Consider the following 18,676-nt stretch of genomic DNA (forward strand, 5'->3'; position numbering starts at 1 on the left):
GTGCCAGAATGCGCGCATGGATCTGGCCCTACATCCCGGCGCGCTAGCCCAGCCGATCTCGCGCGAAGACCCGGCCCGCTTCATCAACCGCGAGCTTTCCTGGCTCGATTTCAACCTGCGCGTCGTCGCCGCGGCGGAAAATCCGCGCTACCCGCTGCTCGAACGGCTGCGTTTCGTGTCGATCAGCGCGTCGAATCTCGACGAATTCTATTCGGTCCGTGTCGCCGGGCTGATCGGTCAGGCGCGCGCCGGGCTGGTGCTGCAATCATCCGACGGGCTGACCCCGACCCAGCAGCTCGCCGAAGTCAATCGTTGCGCCCGTTCCCTGATCGAAGCGCAGCAGCGCGCCTTCGCCGATCTGCGGGCCGAGCTGAGTGCGGTTGGACTTACCATCGTCGGCCCCGGCGAACTCGGGCCGGAGGATCGCCGGTTTCTCGACCAGTATTTCATGGAGCGGGTATTTCCGGTGCTCACCCCGCTCGCCATCGACCCGGCGCACCCGTTCCCGTTCGTGCCGAATATGGGGCTTGTGCTCGCGCTCAAGCTGATTCGCGAGGACGATGCCGGGGTGATGCGCGCGCTGATTCCGCTGCCCGCGCAGATCAGGCGGTTCATCCGCCTGCCGGACGCCTCGTCCGCGACGATCCGGTTCATTATGCTCGAAGAGCTCGTCGCCCTGTTCCTCGATCGGCTGTTTCATGGATTCCGCCTCGCCGGTTCCGGCCTGTTCCGGGTCAGCCGCGACACCGATGTCGAATTCGAGGAAGAGGCCGAAGATCTCGTGCAATCCTATGAGACCGCGCTGAAGCGCCGGCGGCGCGGGGCGGCGATCCAGCTCGCCCTGGCCGCCGACATGCCGGACGATTTGCGCGCCCTGGTCGTGGAGGAGGTGGACGCGCCGGACGATGAGATTTTCATCGAGCCAGGGATGCTCGGCCTTGTCGATCTGAAGGAAATGATCGTCGATGACCGGCCAGAGCTTCTGTTCCCCGCCTATACCCCGCGCTTTCCCGAACGAATCCGCGATTTCGGCGGCGACTGCTTCGCCGCCATCCGCAACAAGGACATCATCGTCCATCATCCGTTCGAGAGTTTCGACGTGGTGGTGCAGTTCTTGCGCCAGGCGGCGGCGGACCCCAATGTCGTCGCGATCAAGCAGACCCTGTATCGCACCAGCCGGGATTCGCCGATCGTCGGCGCGCTGATCGAGGCCGCGGAATCGGGCAAAAGCGTCACCGCGATGGTCGAGTTGCGCGCGCGCTTCGACGAGGAGGCCAATATCCGCCTCGCCCGAGCGCTGGAAGCCGCCGGCGTTCAGGTGGTCTATGGATTCCTCGGCCTGAAGACCCATGCGAAACTCTCGCTGGTGGTGCGCCGGGAAGGCAGCTCGATGCGCGCCTATGCACATTTCGGCACCGGCAACTATCACCCGATCACCGCGCGCATCTATACCGATCTTTCGTTCTTCACCACCGATCCCGAACTCACGCGCGACGCCGCACGGCTGTTCAACTACATGACCGGCTATGCGCGGCCCGAACGGATGGAACAGCTCGTTTTCAGCCCGCTGACCACGCGCCGCACCATCGAGACGCTGATCGACGCCGAGATCGCCGCCGCCGAAGCCGGCAGGCCATCCGGCATCTGGCTGAAAATGAATTCTCTGGTCGATGAGCGGTTGATCGATCATCTGTATCGCGCGTCCGGTGCGGGGGTGCCGATCATCTGCGTGGTGCGCGGCATTTGCTGCCTGCGTCCCGGCGTGCCCGGATTGTCGGAAACCATCCAGGTCAAATCGATCATCGGCCGGTTTCTCGAACACGGGCGCATCGCGGCTTTCGCGAACGGCGCCGAAATGCCGTGCCGCGAGAACAAGGTTTTCATTTCGAGTGCGGACTGGATGGCGCGCAATCTCGACTGGCGGGTGGAAACCTTCGTGCCGATCCATAACCCTACCGTCCATGCCCAGGTGCTGGATCAGGTGATGGCGGTCAATCTGCGCGACGATGTCGATTCCTGGGAACTCGGGCCGGATGCGCGCTGGACCAAGATTCGCGCCGGCGATCCGCCGGTTTCGGCGCATGAGTATTTCATGACCAACCCGTCGCTCTCGGGCCGCGGTTCTGCGCTGCGTAGCCCGATCAATCATCATCAGCGCGAGCGGACGCGCTACCGCAAGACCTTCCTGATCAACGAATAACCGGTTTTGGGCCGGAGCGTCCGCCGGACCGCCGCGAGATGGTCGTAGCACACCGCATGGGCACGCCAGAGTTCCGCGATATAGGCGGCGACCTGCGATTGCCGTGTTGCCGCCGGCACGGCGGGCGCATTCGGGCAAATCAGCAATGGTTGCGGAATTTGCGGCTGCACCAGCCTGATTTTGGTGATCGCGACCGGCTTCGCCGCACAGCCGGCCAGCAGGACGCACAATACCAGCGGCCTGAATAAATGGCTCGTTCGATTATTGTCAGGCCGCTGGTATCTCTTTGCTTTTGCGCGCAGCCGCCACACCAGCCCTGCGCACGATACCGTCAGCCCTGCGGGTTGCCGGTATAAGACGATCGCGCGATTCATCGCATTTTTCCTTGAGCCTTGGCGATCGCGGCAAGCGTCGCCGCGAGCACCGGAGCGACCGGCGCGTCGTTCCTGGCGGGAGCGGCGGCGATCCCGTTCAACAATCCGTCGGTGAACCGCGTGTCGCGATTGTCGGTTGTCATCGTCGTGGTCAATGCGGCCCGCCATGCGGCTTCTTCGCTCCGCAAGCGCCGCAGCGTGGCGAGATTCTGCTTGTTGGCAGCACTGAGACGGGCGATCGTGGTTCTGGCAATGACGATATCGGCATTCGCCACGCGCAGCGCGTCCTGCAGATGCCGCACATAGATCACCCCGCCGATCGCGAGCAGGGCGGCAAGAATCCATGGCGCGAACCGGGTCAGATAAGGCAGGATCAAAGCCGGCATCGTCATTCTCCGAGGCGTGATTTCAAGCCCATACCGATCGCCGCGGCGCCGATCGCCGAGCCGAGCCCCATGCCGAACCGATCCGGCTCGAAGGGTTGATGACGCAGGATCACGCTGAACGCTTCCAACCCGATAAAGGTCAGAACACCGAGAATCGAAAGCATCGCCATTTCGTCGGAACGTCCCTTCGAATCGGAGACGAGGCTCAACAGGAACGGTTTCATGCGTGCCGGCCTTTTTGGTTTGATGTCACACCAATTGTCAGAACGCGCGCGGGAAATGCACGGCGATGCTGCCGATCACCGCGGAGAGCAGCCCGACCACGATCATCGTCACCCGATGGCTGCCCGACTGCTCGCCCCGGAACTGGGCAAGCTCGGCATGGAATCGCGACAATTCCTTGACCAGCTCGTCGGATTTTCCGATGAACCGATCCTGCGCCGAGGCAACCTGTAACTCGAACCGGCTGCGCCAGGCTTCCAGCGCCATATGCCGCGCCTCGATCGCCGCGATATCGCGGCGCGCCGAGGCGACCTCGTTCTGCAGCAGCCCGACCTCCGCGCGCAAATCGGCCATGGCTTCGCGCAGCATCGCGATCGTCTCATCCGTCACGGGATCAGGTCGGGCTGGCGGACAAGGTCAGGCCATAGGCGGTGGCTTGCAGCGGCATGTCGATCGCGAAGGCGGAGCCGAGATCATTCGCCATCGACCATCCGGCGGGCGGCGCCAATGATGCAAGATTGTCGGTCACCGCGTTTCCCCTGCCGATCTGGTTGCTGCCGAACGGGTAGTAAAACAAACATTGAGCGGCCGGATTGGCCGGCGCCTGCGCCAGCGTGACCGAAACATGCGTCGCATCGACCCGCGCCGCCGCGACCGCCGCGATCATCGGGCCCGGATTGGCGACCGAACCGCCATCCATCACCGCGAAACCCGCGCCGTTCGCCGCCTGCAACGGCACGACCAGATCACTGCCGGCATCATGCTCGATGGTCAGAATCACCTGAGCGGGCGCCGATTGGTAGGCATGGACGATTTTCGGCCCGCCTGCGACCGGCAGGCCGGCGGCCGGCACATCGCCCGCCGGAATCGAATCCGAAAGCCCCAGCGCCAACGCTGCGCGCGCCGCCATGTGCGAGCCAAGCCTGCCGTAGCGCAGCAGATCGGGCTGGTCGCGGTGCTGCGGGTCGCCACCGGAAAAGACGCCGGTATTCGGATTCCAGGTCGCGTTCAGCGGATTCGAATCCGCCGTCTGCGCCGCGAAGGCGACGATATTCTGGGCCGGATCGAGCGCAAGATCGAGCACGCTCTCGCGCACCATCTGCACGCCGATATCGGTCTCGTAAGGGATCGCGCTCCACATCAGAAGCGGCATTTCGGCGGCAGTTCGTCCGAAAATCCGCCGCGTCAGATTCGCTAACTGCGATACGCTGCCTTTATACAGCGTCTTGTTCGCATAGGGCATGGTGCTGTCCTGCTCGGACCATGGCCAGAGCAGGAACGCGATGTCGTTCTCGTCCGGCGCCGAAACCAGCGCCTGCGCGCCGGACAAGTAGGCTATCAGCGCCTGTCCGTCCGGCCCGAGCGCCCAGGTCGAGGGAGCCGAACCGTCGCCGGGATTGATCAGGAACGTGCCATTGCCGGCACCCGGCGGAAACAGCGGTGCCGAGGAATTGGAAATCGGATGGCCCGCGACCATCGAATAGCGCGGCGGGCTGTTATAATCGCCCGATTGCAGCGCGGTCGAAGCCCACGCGGCTGCCCCGAGATACCAGGCGACGCCCAGCGCCAGCGCCAGCGGCGCGCCGGACTGCACGAACCACTCCGCGTTGGACTGCCCCATCACTAACAAATTGACACCGCGCCGCGCACCCAGCCTCCAGCGACCCTGACAGGCGATGAGTGTCGCGATATCCGAAGCCGCCAGCGCATGGGTCCAGCACGCCGCTTCGTGAAACCAGCATTGCGCGGAACCCTGCACGGTATTGTCGTGAAACAGCAGAACCTGGCCCATGGCGCTGGCCGGCAGCGGATTCGGCGCGGTCGTGACCGTCTGCGCGCCATCGAGCCACACATCCACACCGACGCCCGGCGTATTGCGCAGGATCAAAGCATGGCTATGCCGCCGATCGAGCGTCGCCGCGATGGAGGCGCTCTGTGGCGCACCCGGAAACAGCGTCAGACCGCCGCCCGCCGGCCCCGCCGCCTGCACGATGGTCGTCCCGGTCGCCATCGCGTGCAGCAGCGGCGTCGGTGCGCCGTTCACCTGGATGGTGCCTTGCCGCCAGTTCGGTCTGGTCCACACCAGATAGAGCGTCCACGCCGCGCCGCTGCCGAGATCGAACCCTGGATGCGACAGGCCCCAATCGGGATCGAGCGTCGGGCCGTATTGCGCGATCGTGCCGTCCGGGCTGCCGACCGCGCCGAGAAATCCGTTGACGCGCGGCACGGCGAGCGTGGGGTTCGATGCGGTATCCGTCGCGATATGGAATGGCAAAAGTGCGGTGTTATTGCCGGATTGATCGGCAAGCGCTGCCACCGTGCTGTTCCACGACCCGACGACATTGCCGTTCGCATCGCGCGCACCGCCCAGCGTGCCGGCATCCCACCAGCCGGCGAGCCCGGCGATCGCCGAGGGTCGCGGTCCGCTGAACCCACCCGAAGGCACGCTCGCCGCACCGAGCGAGCGGGTCAGGATTCGCCCGGTCGCACCGGCGAGCGGCGCCCCCCGAGCCACCGACATCACCGCCATGGTCAGGTCACCGTGATGGTGAAGCTGGAGACGGTCGCGGCCGCGCCGGTCCCGGTCTCGACCCAGACATAGTAGGTTCCCGCCGTCGCCGGAATCGTCGCATAGACCGCCCAGAGCGCGTCGTTGTCGATGATCGACGCCGCCTGCCAGCCGCTCGCCGGCGGTGTCGTATTCGAAGTCGAGAGCGCAACCTGGGTCGCGGTGGCCTGCGCAGGGCTGATCCCGCCATTGAGCGCGACCGTGCCCGAACCCGCCGCGAAACTCGTCGTTGCCGGCTGGTTGATCGTGTAGCTCACGCTCGGCGCGGCAATCACCGAAAATGCCGGGCTGACTCCTACCACCGCTGGATTGGTGTGGTCGCGCACCCGAAGCGTATAGGTTCCCACCACAAGTCCCGGCATCTGAAAACTGTAACTGCTTGCCGTGATCGCCGGCGAAGCCGCCGCCGTCCAGGTCATCCCGTCGGTCGAATAGTCGAGCGCCGCAGGGGCCGCATCGAACAGATCGCCGCTCACCGCGAACGCGGCGTTCGGTGCGGGCGATGCGATCGCGTTCACCGTGATCGTCGGCGCAACCGCAGCGGCGCCGCTCCACCACACGATCGAGCCGCCGGAATAGGACAGCGCCGTCAATTCCGCTGCCGCACCGGGCGCCAGGACCGAGCCGCCGGAACCGGAGGTGATGCCGGTGCCCATGGTCACCGCCCCGGCGGACAGATTGATCACCCGGCAGGAAAATCCGCTGCCCATGTTGACGAAATTGGCCGACACGGTGATCGGCTGACTCGCCACGAGAATGCGCTGGTTATGCGTGGTCGCATCCAGCACCGTATTGGTGGTCAGTTCCACGACTCCCTGGCGCAGGGTAGGGATTTTCTGTGCGGCATACGTCCAGATCGCGGCGAAACTCTGGCTCGACAGTGCATTGCCGCCCTGGGCAACCAGCAGCAGATCGGAATCCGCGGCCGGACCCGCCGCCGGCAACTGGTCGATGGTCTGGCCGCCGATCAATTGCTGATAGGTGATCCAGGCATTGGCGCCGTTCTGCCAGATCGCAACATAGTCGCTGCCCGCGATGGTGCTGGCGGCGTTGGCGGAGCCGGGCGCGGTCAGCCCTGCCCCTTGCGGCCCGCTCGGCCCGTTCGCCCCTTGCGGTCCGGCTGGACCAGCCGGTCCCTCGGGCCCCGCGGGACCGGCGATGGCACCCGCCGTCACGCTCAGCGTGCCGTTCGCATCGATCGCGATGCCCGATCCCGCCGCGAACAGGCCGCGCAGTTCCGTCACCGGCAGGCGCGCCGGCTGGCCGGCGGCATTCACGATCACCTCGGTGCTGGCCGAAAACGTGCCCAGCAGCGGGAACGCCAGATGATCGGCCCCGGTGGCGGCAAGCGTCGTCGCTTCCAACACCAGGCCCGCGCCCAATCCGAGCGCTTCCGGCTCACCCGCACCCGCGCTGGCACGGCCCAGAATATCGCCGGTCGGAAGCAAAATCTCGGCCTGCAGCCCGGCGGTGAGCTGGGCGACCGTCGCGGCATACAGATTGCCGTTCTGCGACAGCGGCACGAGATCGCCCGGCCCCACATCCGGGGCAGCTTGCAGTTGCGGAATCGTCGTCATGGTCGGTTTTCCAGTCGCGCCCGCGGGCGCGCATTGTCGTTGACACGCGGAGAGCGGCTCAATACCGTTCGGCCATCATGACCGGATCGGCACCGATGCCCTGGCTGGAAAGTCTCTTCGGATTTCAAGGGCGGCTCGGCCGGTTGCGATTTTTCGGCCTGACCTGCCTGAACGGCATCACGTTCGGACTGATGTTCCTGTTCGGCCTCTACATGATCCATCTGCACAGCCTAACCGTTGGCGGCATTCTGGCCGTCGCCGGCTTCATCCTGACCACCTGGGCCACGCTCGCCCTGCAATGGAAGCGTCTGCACGATCTCGGCCATAGCGGCTGGTATGCGATCGGCATCGTGCTGTTCTCGGATGCGACGCAGATCGTCGCACGCTATCATCGGCTTGCCGCCCTGATTCCCGACCTGATCGTCCTGGCCGCCGGTATCGTTCTTCTGTTCGCTCGCGGCACTGCCGGACCGAATCGCTACGGCCAGGGCCCGAACCTGCTCGCCTGAACAGCTTCACGCGACCACCGCCCAACCAGTACTTCCCGTACTGGTCTGCTTGACCCAGAAGGTCCCTCCCGCGCCACCGTCGAGATTCCGATAGCTCGACCCCGGCGGTGCGCTCACTACCCCCAAAGGCGACCCACGCCCGATCAGGCTCATACAGCCGACGGACTCGGTATCGGAAATCAGCCGCACCGCACCGCCCGAAACGGGATGCAGCATGACATCCCCGCTCTGACTGCGGAACGTGACACTGCCATCGCCATTGGGTGCGACATAGTCCGATTGGATGAACCGCACCGCCTGCCAGGCGCCGGCCTCGCCTTCCCACTCGATCGCCCCACCTGTCGGTACGGTCACGGGCGCGCCGGTCCAGTTCTCCTGCGCCGGTGCGCTACCAGCCGCCGCGAACCCGACGGGGGCGAGGCAATGCACCGCGAGCCGTCGCCCCTGCACCACCGGCAGGCCGACCTGGACCACAGCGGTTGCCCCGGTCCCGTCGCCCGAAATCACCGCCTGCGTGCCCGGCCCGTAACCACTGCCGGCATTCGTGATATAGACGCCGATCACTGCCCCGTTGGCGACGAATGCGCCTGCCGAAGCCCCGCTGCCCGCTCCGGTGATCGCAACCGTCGCACTCGTATAGTTCGACCCTCCATTGGTGACCTTGATGAAGCTGATCTGCCCCGCCATACGCTGCGCGGTCGCGCTGATCATGCTCCCGACCGGGCCGGTGCTCTGCGAGACGGCAACCCGGTCCAACAGATCGGGAAACACCAGCGTATTCACGCCGCCCGAGGCGATCGGATTGACCGGCCAGGATTGCGCGAAATTCACCACATTGTCGCGAATGACGACCGAATCGGTATACGGAACCAGCGCATTCAGCGGATCGCCCGACACCCCGGACAACACGACGTTCTCCGCGACCAGCACCAGTTGCGGCGCATCGCGTAGAACGATCCCCGATCCGCCCGTGTTATAACCGATCCAATTGCCGATGATCGACAGATTATTGCAGGCAATCCCGAAATTGTCGCCGCGCCCGTCGGATTCAACATTGAGGGCAATGATTCCGATTGCGCAATCCTGGATGAAATTACCGCGCACCGTGCAATTCTGGCTACCTCCGATACCGATCCCGATCGTCGGCCCGTCGATATAGTTTCCCGTCAGATCGACGAAAATCGATCCGCCGGCATCGATGCCGAACCCCCCCGTGCCGGTGATCATGTTATCGGTGATCCGGCAATAGCTCGTATTGGCGAGCATCCCGCCGCCCGCCGGCCCGTTATTGACGATCAGATTGCCGGTGACCAGGATGTTCCGGCCGGAAACCGAAATACCGTAACCGGCATTGCCAAACACGCAGTTATCGGCGACGAGCCCACCTAGCACGTCCGGGTTCGCATTGCCGTAAACGCCCGGCTCGGTATTGGTCGCGTTGAAATTACCGACCGAAATGCCAGTTCCCGGATTGTTCCAGCACGTATTACCGACAACCTGCACATCGCGGATCTTCAGAACGAACGTCGGGTCCTGACTGTCCACGTAAATGCCGTTGCGCCCGTTATGATGCGCCCGGCAATTGGTTACTGCCACGGAATCGGTCGCCGCGACCCACATGCCGTCCACCGCGTTCGCGGTAAATTCGCAGTCATGGATGTGATGCCGCGTCAGCGCCGGATCGCTCGGCGCGATCGCGAGGCCCCAGCCATAGATCGACCCCATCGCGTTGCGAAACAGTGCGCGAGTGATATTGGCACTGGTGCACGACGCCTGAACCACCACCCCCCACGTGTCCTGGGTAACCGAACGATTCGCATCGAAGATGATGCCGTCGGCGCTGAACTGCGCCGCGCTTATGCTGATCCATGCGGGATTCAACGAGGTTCCGCTGCGGCTCTGCGCGCCGCGCGTCAGTACCGTCGATCCCGGCACGCCGATCAGCGTCGCGCTCGCCCCGCCGATATCGCATTCGCCATCGATCCGATAGATTTTCGGACCGAACCGCACCGGATTGCCCGAGGCAAGGGCAGCGAGCAGCGCCGCACTATCGTCGGTCACGCCATCGCCCGCCGCCCCGAAATCCTCGATCGCCACGGCGTTCGCCGCGACCGCGGCGAGGCTGCGCGCGGTCGTCGCGCCGGCGGCCATCGCCTGCAATCCGCTGGCCTGAACGCCGGAAACGCCGGCAATTCCCTGCATGAACGCCGCATAGGGAATCGCCGCGTTAGTGCCGGATTGACCAAGCGGCACGCTATCACCCGCGGCCGGCGCTGCACCCGCCGGTAATCCGGCGATCTCGAACGGCGCCGCGGTGGCCGACAGCGTCGTGCCGCTCAGGTTCAAATTCGCCCCGATGGTGATCGGCGTCGGCGCCGTCACACCAGGCCCCACGCCGCCAAGCACCGTGCCCTGAGGTATGGCGATCGCTTGCTGCATTCCAGCCAGAAGCTGCGCGCGAGTTGCGGCCACGGTCTGGCCCCCCTGGAATATCGGCAGCTCATCGCTGTCGGAAACCGAAGCGGCTTCCGGCAATTGTCCGATCGTTGGCATAATGTCGCCTTCAGTTCGCGGTGATGGGCAGGCCGGACGGGCTGGTGATCGGTGCGCCGCCAAGCGTAGTGATCGCACTCGCCGGCGCTGGCACCGAAGCTAGCGCCACCACGGGAAGCGTAATGCTGCGCGCCAGGCTTCGTCCGCAGACCGTGGTGATGCCGATCGTCACCGTATAGTTGGTGTCCGGTTGCCCCGAACTCAGCCACAGAACCGCTCTCGTGCCGTCCGCCGCCGCCGAGGCGAGCGTCAGATCGCCTGGATTGTTAGGGCTGATCGCGACCTTCAACGTCGCGATCGTATCGCCCGGATTGCCGCTCAGCGCCGGTGCGATCTCGAATACGTAATCCAGCGTGTCGCCGGGGTCCTTCTCGGGCCACGCCAGAGGCTGTGGCGGCAGAAGCGCCAGCCCGCGCGGGGTCGGGATGAATCCCTCGATCTCGATCAGCCGCGCCAGGGAAACCTGCCAGACGTGAGTCGCCGGCGTCACCGTTCCGCTCATGGATTCTGCTCTGTTTTTAATTGCTTAACAGCGGAACGCAACCTTGGCTCGTTCCGCTGCCGCCGCGGATGCGGCGCGCGCCTTATGGCGCGAAGCCAAGCGCGCGGATGCGTGCGCCCGGCGACTGAGGGCAAATCAATATTCGACGACGACGACGCCCGGCGCGCCCGCACCACCCGGACTGCCCACCGGGCTCGAACCGCTCGACGCCCCGCCGCCGCCGCCGCCGCCGCCGAAGCCGATGGCGGCAAATCCGGCCAGCGGCCCGCTCGCCCCGCGTCCACGACCAGCACCGCCGCCATCGCCACCGCGACTCGCCACCGCGATTCCGTCCGATCCCATCGCGCCGCCCTGGATGATTCTGGCACCCTGGCCGATTCCGCCATTGCCGCCGGCCGTCGCGAACAAATTCGCGGTACCGCCCTGACCACCCTCACCGCCGGTTGCCGAAAGATAGGCACCGAAGCTCGATATACCGCCAGCCCCGCCGTTGCCGGGCGAGGTCGTCGGCACACCACCCGCACCCACCGTCACCGGAATCGTCTGACCCGATGTTAATCCGGTCACGATATCGATCGCAGTGCCGCCCTCGCCGCCGCCGGCGCCGGGCAAGGTCGCGTGATAGCCGGCCGCACCGCCGCCGCCCACGACCTTCGCTTTCACCTGCATAACCCCTGCCGGCACCACGAAACTGCCCGAGGTCTCGAACACTTGCATCGCAGAAAATCCAGGCCGAAGCTGGGGTAATTTGAACGCAAGGAAAGGCGCGCCCGGTAGCGTCACGATATCCGCACTGGTGATCGCGCTTTGCCCATAATTCACTGTCACCACGTAAAGCCCAACCCAGCCGGTATCGACGGGAGGCGTCGTCTGCGTCCCCGCCGATGCCGCCGCACCCGGCTTGACCTGCAACTGCACGCGCTGAACCCGCGCGGTGTTCTGCGCCCCACCCGAATTGCCCTGCCCGGAATAAGGCAGCGACGGATTCGCCGCGTTCACGTAAGGCAGCACGACAGGAACCGCATCGGTCTCGGAAAATGTCGCTTCGATCAGGTAATTCACCGACTCGCCTGAACTCGCCGGCACCGCGAGCGTAAATGTCACCGGATCGAGATTGATCCCGGTCTTGACGATCTGTTCGGCTTGATCCGCCGGCAGGCTGCCATAGGCGTTGATGTCGAGCGGGCCGAGCTGAGTGATCGAACCGGGCGCCACGGTCACCGTCAACGAGGCAGGAACGGTGGGCGTGCAAGCCAGCCCGTCGGCGACCATCGCGGTGCCGAGCACGGCGGCGTTCAGCGCCCCGATTCCCACCATGACGTTGCGGTTAAGGTTGAGAATGTCGGTGTCGAGCGGAATTGCCCCCGGATAGACGATCGTGCGGTCCATGAATTTTTCCCTGTTGCTCAATCAATTGGAAATCCTGACCCAGGCGACGGCGTTCACCGGCAGAACCGAGACGATGGCGGCGCAGATGTCGGAATCGGTCATCAAGCCGGGATCGTCGGAGAGATCGCTCCAGGCGAGCGGCGCGGCATTGTAGCCGCCAGGCCCCAGATTATACCCGCCGTCATTGCCGGACACCGCGACCACGGGTCGATACGCGGTGACGAAACACTGATACGGCAGCATCAGGCTGCCATAACCGCCGACCGTGTTGTAGCCGAGCATATTCGTGCCGTAGCCGCCGGTATCGGTGGCATTGAACGGCTCGAACACCACAGGCGTGCGTCCAGTCAATTCGGCTAGCGCACCGATCAGTGCCGCCCTGGTCGCGCGCGGCATCAGCAGATTGGCGCGAATCCGTGTGCTGAACGCTTCATCGGTTTCGCCGGCGCGTCGCGCGAGCGCCGTACCGAAATAATCCAGCGCCGCGATATCCAGAAACGGACCGCTCGCCGTCGCAATCCGGGCTTGCGCACGAACCAGTCCGATCAAGGAATATAGCGTCGCCCATAGCGCGGCGAGACCGCCGAGCAACAGATCGAGCACCGGGGTTGCATCGCCGAACCACCTTGCGGGCAGCACCGCTTTCAGCCGCGCCCGCATATCCGCGGCGTCGCCCGTCATCGTGCTCATGGTTCAGGTCACGCTGATCGTGCCGGCGCGCACCACACCGAACAACGGCGGCACCAGATCGGCCACACCGCCATTCAGCAGCGTGCCGGTCACGTTGATCACCGCGCTCGACGCATCATAGGAAAGCTGCGCCAGTTTCGAATGCGGCAGCGTCGCTCCAACTGGCAGACTGGCGATATAGGCGCCGATCACATCGGTCACCGCGCCGATCACGGTCTGCGATACCGCATTTTGAACCAACGTTAGTGTCAACGACACATCCGCGAGCGCCACGACCGGCCCCTGCACCGCGAATCGCGTCCCGACCGGCCGCACCGTATCCACCGCCTGCTGGACCGTGGCAAGCAACGAGGCCGGCGGCGCTCCGGTTCCGTTATCAATGGTGACAACGAAATTGCCGAGGCTCGCCGCGCCCGTCTGGTCGATATTCTCTGAAATTGCAACCGACAATCCCTGCTCCACGCCAGTCACCGCCGCCTCGATCGCTCCCATCGTCGCCCGCGACAGGCTGGCCAGGTAGTTGCCGAACCTCGCCTTGAACGCAGCATCGCTCTCGGCATCGAACCCGCCGGTCAACGGGGTCGCGTTGCTCACCGTGTCGATACCGGGAATCGCACTCGCCATGAGCCCAACAGTCCCCGCCAGCACATTGCCCGCCGCGCCCGCGATGTTTGCTTCAACCGGCAGATCGATCGAGGCAATTCCCGCCGCCAGAGTATAGCCGCCAAGGTTCGCCGAATATGCCGGGTTCGTGGGATCGGCAGTCACCGCAAAACTCTGGCTGCCATCGCTGGTCATCACCACCGCACCCACCGGCACGAAAGCCGACAGCACCGGCGCGAACCGCCCGAAACTCACGATCCCGCCCGCCGTCGCCGCCGGCAGACGGGTAAAACCGAAATCGGCGCCGAAACTGTCGCAATCCGCCCCGCTGCTGGTCGCCAACCGCGTGGTTTGCAGAACCTGGACGATCAGCCATTGCAGCCAAAGCCCGAGCGATGCATTCGCTTCCAGTACCGCACGCAACACCGAGCCGACCGCGAGATCAAGCGTCTGAATCGCGGCACCCTGCACGGCAGCCGCCATCTGCTCCACCATCGCGGTGAAGTTCTGCAACGATAACTGCATGAAAATTCCTCTGAAAGACCGCGGTTTCAGCCGGGAAGTGTCAGCGCCACGCTTTGGCCCGTCATCGCGTCCCGATAATCGATCGTCATCGCGATACCGGACGGATCGGCATGGTTCACGCCGATTCGCGGCAGCGGCGTTTGCGCCACCCGCGTCTCCTGGTGCAATTGCGCTCGCGCGACCGCCGCTATCTGTCCCGCCGCTCCGGCCGCACCCACGAATCGGCCCAGCCCGGCGCCATAGGATAATTGCCAGATATAATCGTCGGGATTGGTCAATAGCCTGCGCAGCACACGCTGCTCGGTCAGAGCCGAACCCGTCGAGATCGCGAGATCCCCCGTTGCCCCGATCGCGAGATCACCGCCATAGACCAACGACAAATCCGCCATCACACCGCCGCCGAGGTTGTTCCGGTCTCGCCGCCCTGCGCGTCGGGGTGGACATGCCGGTCATAGGCTTGCCGCAAATGATCGAAACTGCCGTGCGCGCCGCCGAGATCGGAAATCTCGCCACTGACCGTCAGATCGCCCGTGATCGACACGGTGCTCGCCTGCATCGCAATCGTCCCGTCGTTACGCAGTTTGATGAATGCGCCCGTCTGGTGCACCAGCCACAGCTCGCCAACCGGCACGGCCGGCGGCGGCTCGATGTTCGACCACACCCGGCCGACCACGACCGCCTGTTCGGCGTCGCCCTCCTGGGCCAGCACCATCACCTGATCGCCCGGCGAAAGCGGCGCCGCCATCCCCCATCCGGCGCCGATCCATCCCGCCAGCACCGGCAGCCAGCCCGAGAGCAGATTTTCCGGCTGCATCATCACCCGCGCGGCATAGGCGGTGGAATCGAAACTCGCGACAATGCCGAACCGCGCCTGCGCCGACATGCCGTCGAGCGCCGCGGCACGGGCTTTCACCGTGTTCCAGAATGCCTCCATCATACAACCTGAACGGCTTCGAAGCGCTGAATGAACCCCTCGCGCATATCCACAAAGCGCTCGACGGTGCGAACGATGTATTTTCCATCGAGCGCCGTTCCGGTACCCTGCAGAAAAACCGGACGATCGGGCCGGAGCAGAAATTCGCCCGGCATGGTTGCCCGCGCCAGAACCGCCTGCCCGGCAAGCTCGGCCTGCCGTGAAGCGGCCAGCCGATCCACCTCCGCCTGCATCAGATTCGGCCGAACCAGAGTCACTCCGCCGGTGCTGCCGGCACTGCTGGAAAACGCTTGTTTCAATTTGGGGTTCCAGCTTTTTACCGTCACCTTCGGCTCGATCAGTCCAAGTGCCCGATCCACCGAAAGCGACACCAGATCCCGTCCGAAATTCAGCAGGACGGGCGCGGCCTGCGGAACCGGGCCGAAATTCAGCACCGTCCCGGTCACCGACAGCGAAAATCGCTCGATTTCGGCGAGCGCCGCCAGCAGATCCCACCGCGTCATGTGCCGCGTGTGCGCCCCCAATCCCGTGCGGACATGCGCCAATTCGTAATATTGCCCGACCGGCGTTTTTGTCACGGTCACATTTTCAGAAAGCCCTGCATCCGACGCAAAACTCCAGGCGATCTGACTTGCGGTCCGGTTGGAAAATGTCTGTTGGACTTCCGCATCGATCAGCCGCGCCGACAAATCGCGCCCCGACAGCACCACCTGGCCCGCGCCAAAATCCATCACCACATTATCGAGCCGACCGATCAGAATCGTGTCCGCGGAACCACCAGGAAACGCCGCCGTGCCAAGGTTAATCCCGATTGTCACGGTTGCGGTTTGCAACGCCGCATAGAAAGCAGCTCCGCCTTGCATCGCGTTCATGGCAAGCATTACGCGGAATCGGTCGGCGGCGAAATGCCCGCATTGCAATAATTCCAGTCGCTCCGCACCCGGCACCGGAACGCCATCGACCGTGACCGATAGCGTCACCGCATGGCTTGTTAATGTCTCAGACATTCGGCACACCGCCGCCGGCAGATGGATCGACCGGCGGCAGAACCAGTTTGATCATGCCGTTCAGTACCGGATCGCTGAGATCGTTCGCTTGCGCGATTCGAATCCATTGCGTCGCGTCGCCCAGATACGTCGCGGCGAGCACGAAGAGATTGCCGCCAACGGCGGTAATCGTCGATTCGTTCACGATTGATTCCTTCCCAGATTGACCGCCGCCCGGCCGATATAGGCTTGTCCCGCCGCGGCACCGGCAAGCATGGCCGAAACTCCGCCAAGCGTGCCCAACACGGCAATCGCACCATCCGCCCCCGCGCCGCCCGAGAATGCCGCCGTCGCGGCGGCAAGCGTCGTACCGGCACCGAGCACTGCCGATGCCAGATCGGCTTGTGCGGCGGTCACGCCCGCGGCATTCGCGCTGTTCACCGCATCGAACGAAACTCCGCTTAATGCTGAAAATCCGGCTGCACTCACGATATCCAGCCCAGCCTGCGCCAATGCACTTGGTATCGCGGTCACCAGATTTTCGACCGAAACAAGCCTTATCTCGAACGGAATCCACCAGGATTTCTGAAAACACGCGCTGAACGCGGCAACCACCACCATGTAGGCAAATCCGCTCCAGGTCAGCGGCAGCACCGCTCCGGTATTTCGCGCGATATCAAGCAGTTGCACACGCTGCTCGGCATCGGGCCCGGAAAACACGCCTTCGAAAGCAATCTCCCCCGCGGAGGCGCCGAGAACATCGATCACCCGCCCCCCGCCAACCGGCTGATGCACCGCAAGCCGCTGGGTGCCACCGAAGGCGATCTCCTCGGGAATCTCGAAGTCGCGGAATGCGACGCCGCCCAGCGTTACCGCTATCGAAGTCATGCCTACCTGCCTGAATGTCAAAATCCCGGCTTTCTGCCGGGAAAAATCGGTGCCAGCCTGTTATCGAACCCAGTCACGCCCGAAGGCGGCCGCCGTGCCTCATCGGCAAACAAATCGCTGAACCAGCGCGCCATGTCGTGCGGGTGCAGTGTCATGATTCCGGAAGACACACCATGACCGAAACCGGTTTCGCGCGCGAAATCCATCTCGCGCCGCACGGTTTTGCTTCGGTGCCTGCTTATCGACGCGGTAAAATCGGCACGCTGTCCCCAATTCTTCACGCTACTGGGACGGGCCTCTCGCGATCCTTCATCGAACCCGGAATATCCCTGACGCACCGGCGCAACCGCATGGGATAGAACCCCTCCTGCCGCGCGAACCCGCCTGGGCTCTGCGAGGCGCTCCGCCCTGTTCAGACGCAACGGAACGTGAACCCGCCAAACAGGCCGGCTTTGCGTCCGCCGCGTCGTCCCGACAAAACGTCGACGTGCCCACGATGGTGCCACCCCGGCTTTCCAACGCGCACGGATGTTCAGGGCAATCCAGTGCAATCTTGCGAACCGGCGCGGCGTGCCACCGACAGCGAAATTTCCGGGTCCCGGCCGGTTCGAACGCTGCCATATCGCCTTCGGCCTCCGCCGCGTTTTCGCAGCATCATACGCCCTCGTCTCATGCCGGGATCGATCCCACCGACCGCCGAACGCGAAACCCGCATCCCCAAAATATCGCATATCCCGCAACGGCTTGCGCTTGAACGTTGCGCATCGCGGGGCGACGCGGGCACCACCCCATGTCGCGATGCGCGCAAATCGGGTCCAGCGCCGTGCATCCTTGCCCAATCGTGCGCCGATGGCATCGCGATATACCCTCATTCCCGCATCCACCGCATGGTTTTCCAATCGAAATCGAGTCCATCCAGCTCGCCACAGGCCACCACGAATGCGATGCGCTCCGCCTCGCCGAGGCCGAACGCAATGTCGAACGGCACCCCGCGTCCGACCAGATACAGGCAATCGATCAACGCGGGGTGCCGGCTCAGTTTCCCGCCAGCGCCTTCATCATCGCGGGATCGCTCTGGTCGAGTGCCAGCGCCACCGCCTCGATCCCATCCTCGCCAAGCCGCTCGACGGCATTTTCAACAGCGGCTTCATTCGCCGGAAACGGCAGCGGCACGGCATCGATCGCGACCACCGATGCCGCCAACGCCGCAACGCCAAGATAGGCGTCGTTCATCGCCAATTCCGCGCCCAGCGCCTTGAACAACCGCAACCGGTCGAGCATCGTCAATGGCCGCAGCGACAATGTGCGCCCGCGCGCATCCTCGATCCTGCGCTCGCTCATACCCGCTTCCTGCTCGACGCGAAGAAATCCAGCTTCTGCGCAACCGGCATATCGCCCCGATACTGTCCCGCCGAACTCAGCTTGAACACCACGCCCTCGTATTGATAGGTCGATGTCGAACCGTCGACTTCGCTGACATATTGATAGAGCGTACCGGGCGGAATCGCCTGGCCTGCCAGATAGGCCTGCTCGATCTGAGCGATGAAATCATCGGCAACCGAGGTGCCGCGATCAAGATTGAAACTCCCCTGCCAGCCGCGCGGCAACTCAGCCCCGAGCTGCACGCCATCGAGCCGGTCCACGCGCACGCTCTGGGTAATCTGATTCGCCTCGAACCCGGTCACATAGGACAGATCGATGCGGCCGAACGGCCCCATCACCACCAACTGACAGTCGTTACCGACAGAAAACGTATTATAGGGCATGGT

General features: G+C 64.4%; 23 protein-coding genes. 3 read left to right on the forward strand and 20 right to left on the reverse strand.

Features of this window, described 5'->3' with window-relative positions:
• Positions 1–16 precede the first annotated feature (16 nt).
• A complete protein-coding gene (locus AiwAL_RS04610; RefSeq protein WP_235702558.1) occupies positions 17–2,200 on the forward strand; it encodes an RNA degradosome polyphosphate kinase in 2,184 nt (727 codons plus the stop codon).
• Here the strand turns inward: AiwAL_RS04610 and AiwAL_RS04615 are convergent.
• From AiwAL_RS04615 to AiwAL_RS04640, 6 genes are all read right to left on the reverse strand, one after another.
• Positions 2,170–2,430 (reverse strand): hypothetical protein, encoded by a 261-nt coding sequence (locus AiwAL_RS04615; protein ID WP_235702557.1) that lies wholly within the window; start codon positions 2,428–2,430, stop codon positions 2,170–2,172. The genes AiwAL_RS04610 and AiwAL_RS04615 overlap by 31 nt on opposite strands.
• A 140-nt stretch (positions 2,431–2,570) precedes the next feature.
• On the reverse strand, positions 2,571–2,960 hold the full coding sequence (locus AiwAL_RS04620) for a hypothetical protein (RefSeq protein WP_262312200.1): 390 nt from the start codon (positions 2,958–2,960) through the stop codon (positions 2,571–2,573).
• A gap of 2 nt (positions 2,961–2,962) precedes the next feature.
• Positions 2,963–3,184 carry a hypothetical protein gene (locus AiwAL_RS04625; protein ID WP_235702555.1) on the reverse strand — a complete coding sequence of 74 codons (222 nt, stop codon included), beginning with the start codon at positions 3,182–3,184 and terminating at the stop codon, positions 2,963–2,965.
• 37 nt (positions 3,185–3,221) lie between these two features.
• Entirely contained in the window at positions 3,222–3,572 is a 351-nt protein-coding gene (locus tag AiwAL_RS04630; RefSeq protein ID WP_262312201.1) for a hypothetical protein, read from the reverse strand.
• Positions 3,573–3,576: 4 nt separating this feature from the next.
• On the reverse strand, positions 3,577–5,712 hold the full coding sequence (locus AiwAL_RS04635; RefSeq protein WP_235702553.1) for a hypothetical protein: 2,136 nt from the start codon (positions 5,710–5,712) through the stop codon (positions 3,577–3,579).
• Positions 5,713–5,714: 2 nt separating this feature from the next.
• Entirely contained in the window at positions 5,715–7,328 is a 1,614-nt protein-coding gene (locus AiwAL_RS04640; protein ID WP_235702552.1) for a collagen-like protein, read from the reverse strand.
• 77 nt (positions 7,329–7,405) lie between these two features.
• Between AiwAL_RS04640 and AiwAL_RS04645 the strand changes: the two genes are divergently transcribed.
• Positions 7,406–7,837: a DUF805 domain-containing protein gene (locus AiwAL_RS04645; RefSeq protein WP_235702551.1), complete on the forward strand. Its 432-nt coding sequence runs from the start codon at positions 7,406–7,408 to the stop codon at positions 7,835–7,837.
• Between the two features lie 6 nt (positions 7,838–7,843).
• Here AiwAL_RS04645 and AiwAL_RS04650 read toward each other — a convergent pair whose 3' ends face one another.
• The 11 genes from AiwAL_RS04650 to AiwAL_RS04700 form a co-directional block, all read right to left on the reverse strand.
• On the reverse strand, positions 7,844–10,390 hold the full coding sequence (locus tag AiwAL_RS04650; RefSeq protein ID WP_262312202.1) for a right-handed parallel beta-helix repeat-containing protein: 2,547 nt from the start codon (positions 10,388–10,390) through the stop codon (positions 7,844–7,846).
• Positions 10,391–10,400: 10 nt separating this feature from the next.
• Positions 10,401–10,892 (reverse strand): hypothetical protein, encoded by a 492-nt coding sequence (locus AiwAL_RS04655; RefSeq protein WP_235702549.1) that lies wholly within the window; start codon positions 10,890–10,892, stop codon positions 10,401–10,403.
• 135 nt (positions 10,893–11,027) lie between these two features.
• Positions 11,028–12,281 (reverse strand): hypothetical protein, encoded by a 1,254-nt coding sequence (locus AiwAL_RS04660; RefSeq protein ID WP_262312203.1) that lies wholly within the window; start codon positions 12,279–12,281, stop codon positions 11,028–11,030.
• Between the two features lie 21 nt (positions 12,282–12,302).
• On the reverse strand, positions 12,303–12,971 hold the full coding sequence (locus AiwAL_RS04665; RefSeq protein ID WP_235702547.1) for a hypothetical protein: 669 nt from the start codon (positions 12,969–12,971) through the stop codon (positions 12,303–12,305).
• A 3-nt stretch (positions 12,972–12,974) separates the two neighbouring features.
• Entirely contained in the window at positions 12,975–14,099 is a 1,125-nt protein-coding gene (locus tag AiwAL_RS04670) for a baseplate J/gp47 family protein (RefSeq protein ID WP_235702546.1), read from the reverse strand.
• A 26-nt stretch (positions 14,100–14,125) separates the two neighbouring features.
• The gene (locus AiwAL_RS04675) at positions 14,126–14,488 is read right to left on the reverse strand and encodes a hypothetical protein (RefSeq protein WP_235702545.1); all 363 of its coding nucleotides are present in this window, start codon (positions 14,486–14,488) and stop codon (positions 14,126–14,128) included.
• Positions 14,488–15,036: a phage baseplate assembly protein V gene (locus AiwAL_RS04680; RefSeq protein WP_235702544.1), complete on the reverse strand. Its 549-nt coding sequence runs from the start codon at positions 15,034–15,036 to the stop codon at positions 14,488–14,490. The genes AiwAL_RS04675 and AiwAL_RS04680 overlap by 1 nt, the downstream gene beginning before the upstream one ends.
• Positions 15,033–16,040: a hypothetical protein gene (locus AiwAL_RS04685; protein ID WP_235702543.1), complete on the reverse strand. Its 1,008-nt coding sequence runs from the start codon at positions 16,038–16,040 to the stop codon at positions 15,033–15,035. The genes AiwAL_RS04680 and AiwAL_RS04685 overlap by 4 nt, the downstream gene beginning before the upstream one ends.
• Positions 16,033–16,224 carry a hypothetical protein gene (locus AiwAL_RS04690; RefSeq protein ID WP_316044763.1) on the reverse strand — a complete coding sequence of 64 codons (192 nt, stop codon included), beginning with the start codon at positions 16,222–16,224 and terminating at the stop codon, positions 16,033–16,035. Before AiwAL_RS04690 ends, AiwAL_RS04685 begins: the two co-directional genes overlap by 8 nt.
• Positions 16,221–16,907 carry a hypothetical protein gene (locus tag AiwAL_RS04695; protein WP_235702542.1) on the reverse strand — a complete coding sequence of 229 codons (687 nt, stop codon included), beginning with the start codon at positions 16,905–16,907 and terminating at the stop codon, positions 16,221–16,223. The genes AiwAL_RS04690 and AiwAL_RS04695 overlap by 4 nt, the downstream gene beginning before the upstream one ends.
• 17 nt (positions 16,908–16,924) lie before the next feature.
• On the reverse strand, positions 16,925–17,062 hold the full coding sequence (locus tag AiwAL_RS04700) for a hypothetical protein (protein WP_235702541.1): 138 nt from the start codon (positions 17,060–17,062) through the stop codon (positions 16,925–16,927).
• Between the two features lie 18 nt (positions 17,063–17,080).
• On the opposite strand from AiwAL_RS04700, the gene AiwAL_RS04705 reads away from it, so the two are divergent.
• The gene (locus tag AiwAL_RS04705) at positions 17,081–17,266 is read left to right on the forward strand and encodes a hypothetical protein (RefSeq protein WP_235702540.1); all 186 of its coding nucleotides are present in this window, start codon (positions 17,081–17,083) and stop codon (positions 17,264–17,266) included.
• Positions 17,267–17,775: 509 nt separating this feature from the next.
• On the opposite strand, the gene AiwAL_RS04710 is transcribed toward AiwAL_RS04705, so the two are convergent.
• The 3 genes from AiwAL_RS04710 to AiwAL_RS04720 are packed head-to-tail and all read right to left on the reverse strand — an operon-like array spanning position 17,776 to position 18,673.
• On the reverse strand, positions 17,776–17,928 hold the full coding sequence (locus AiwAL_RS04710; protein ID WP_235702539.1) for a hypothetical protein: 153 nt from the start codon (positions 17,926–17,928) through the stop codon (positions 17,776–17,778).
• Positions 17,929–17,942: 14 nt separating this feature from the next.
• The gene (locus tag AiwAL_RS04715; protein ID WP_235702538.1) at positions 17,943–18,248 is read right to left on the reverse strand and encodes a hypothetical protein; all 306 of its coding nucleotides are present in this window, start codon (positions 18,246–18,248) and stop codon (positions 17,943–17,945) included.
• Positions 18,245–18,673 carry a hypothetical protein gene (locus tag AiwAL_RS04720; protein WP_235702537.1) on the reverse strand — a complete coding sequence of 143 codons (429 nt, stop codon included), beginning with the start codon at positions 18,671–18,673 and terminating at the stop codon, positions 18,245–18,247. The genes AiwAL_RS04715 and AiwAL_RS04720 overlap by 4 nt, the downstream gene beginning before the upstream one ends.
• Positions 18,674–18,676: the final 3 nt, after the last annotated feature.

Origin of the sequence: Acidiphilium sp. AL (assembly GCF_025499445.1) — a bacterium.
Lineage (GTDB): Bacteria > Pseudomonadota > Alphaproteobacteria > Acetobacterales > Acetobacteraceae > Acidiphilium > Acidiphilium iwatense.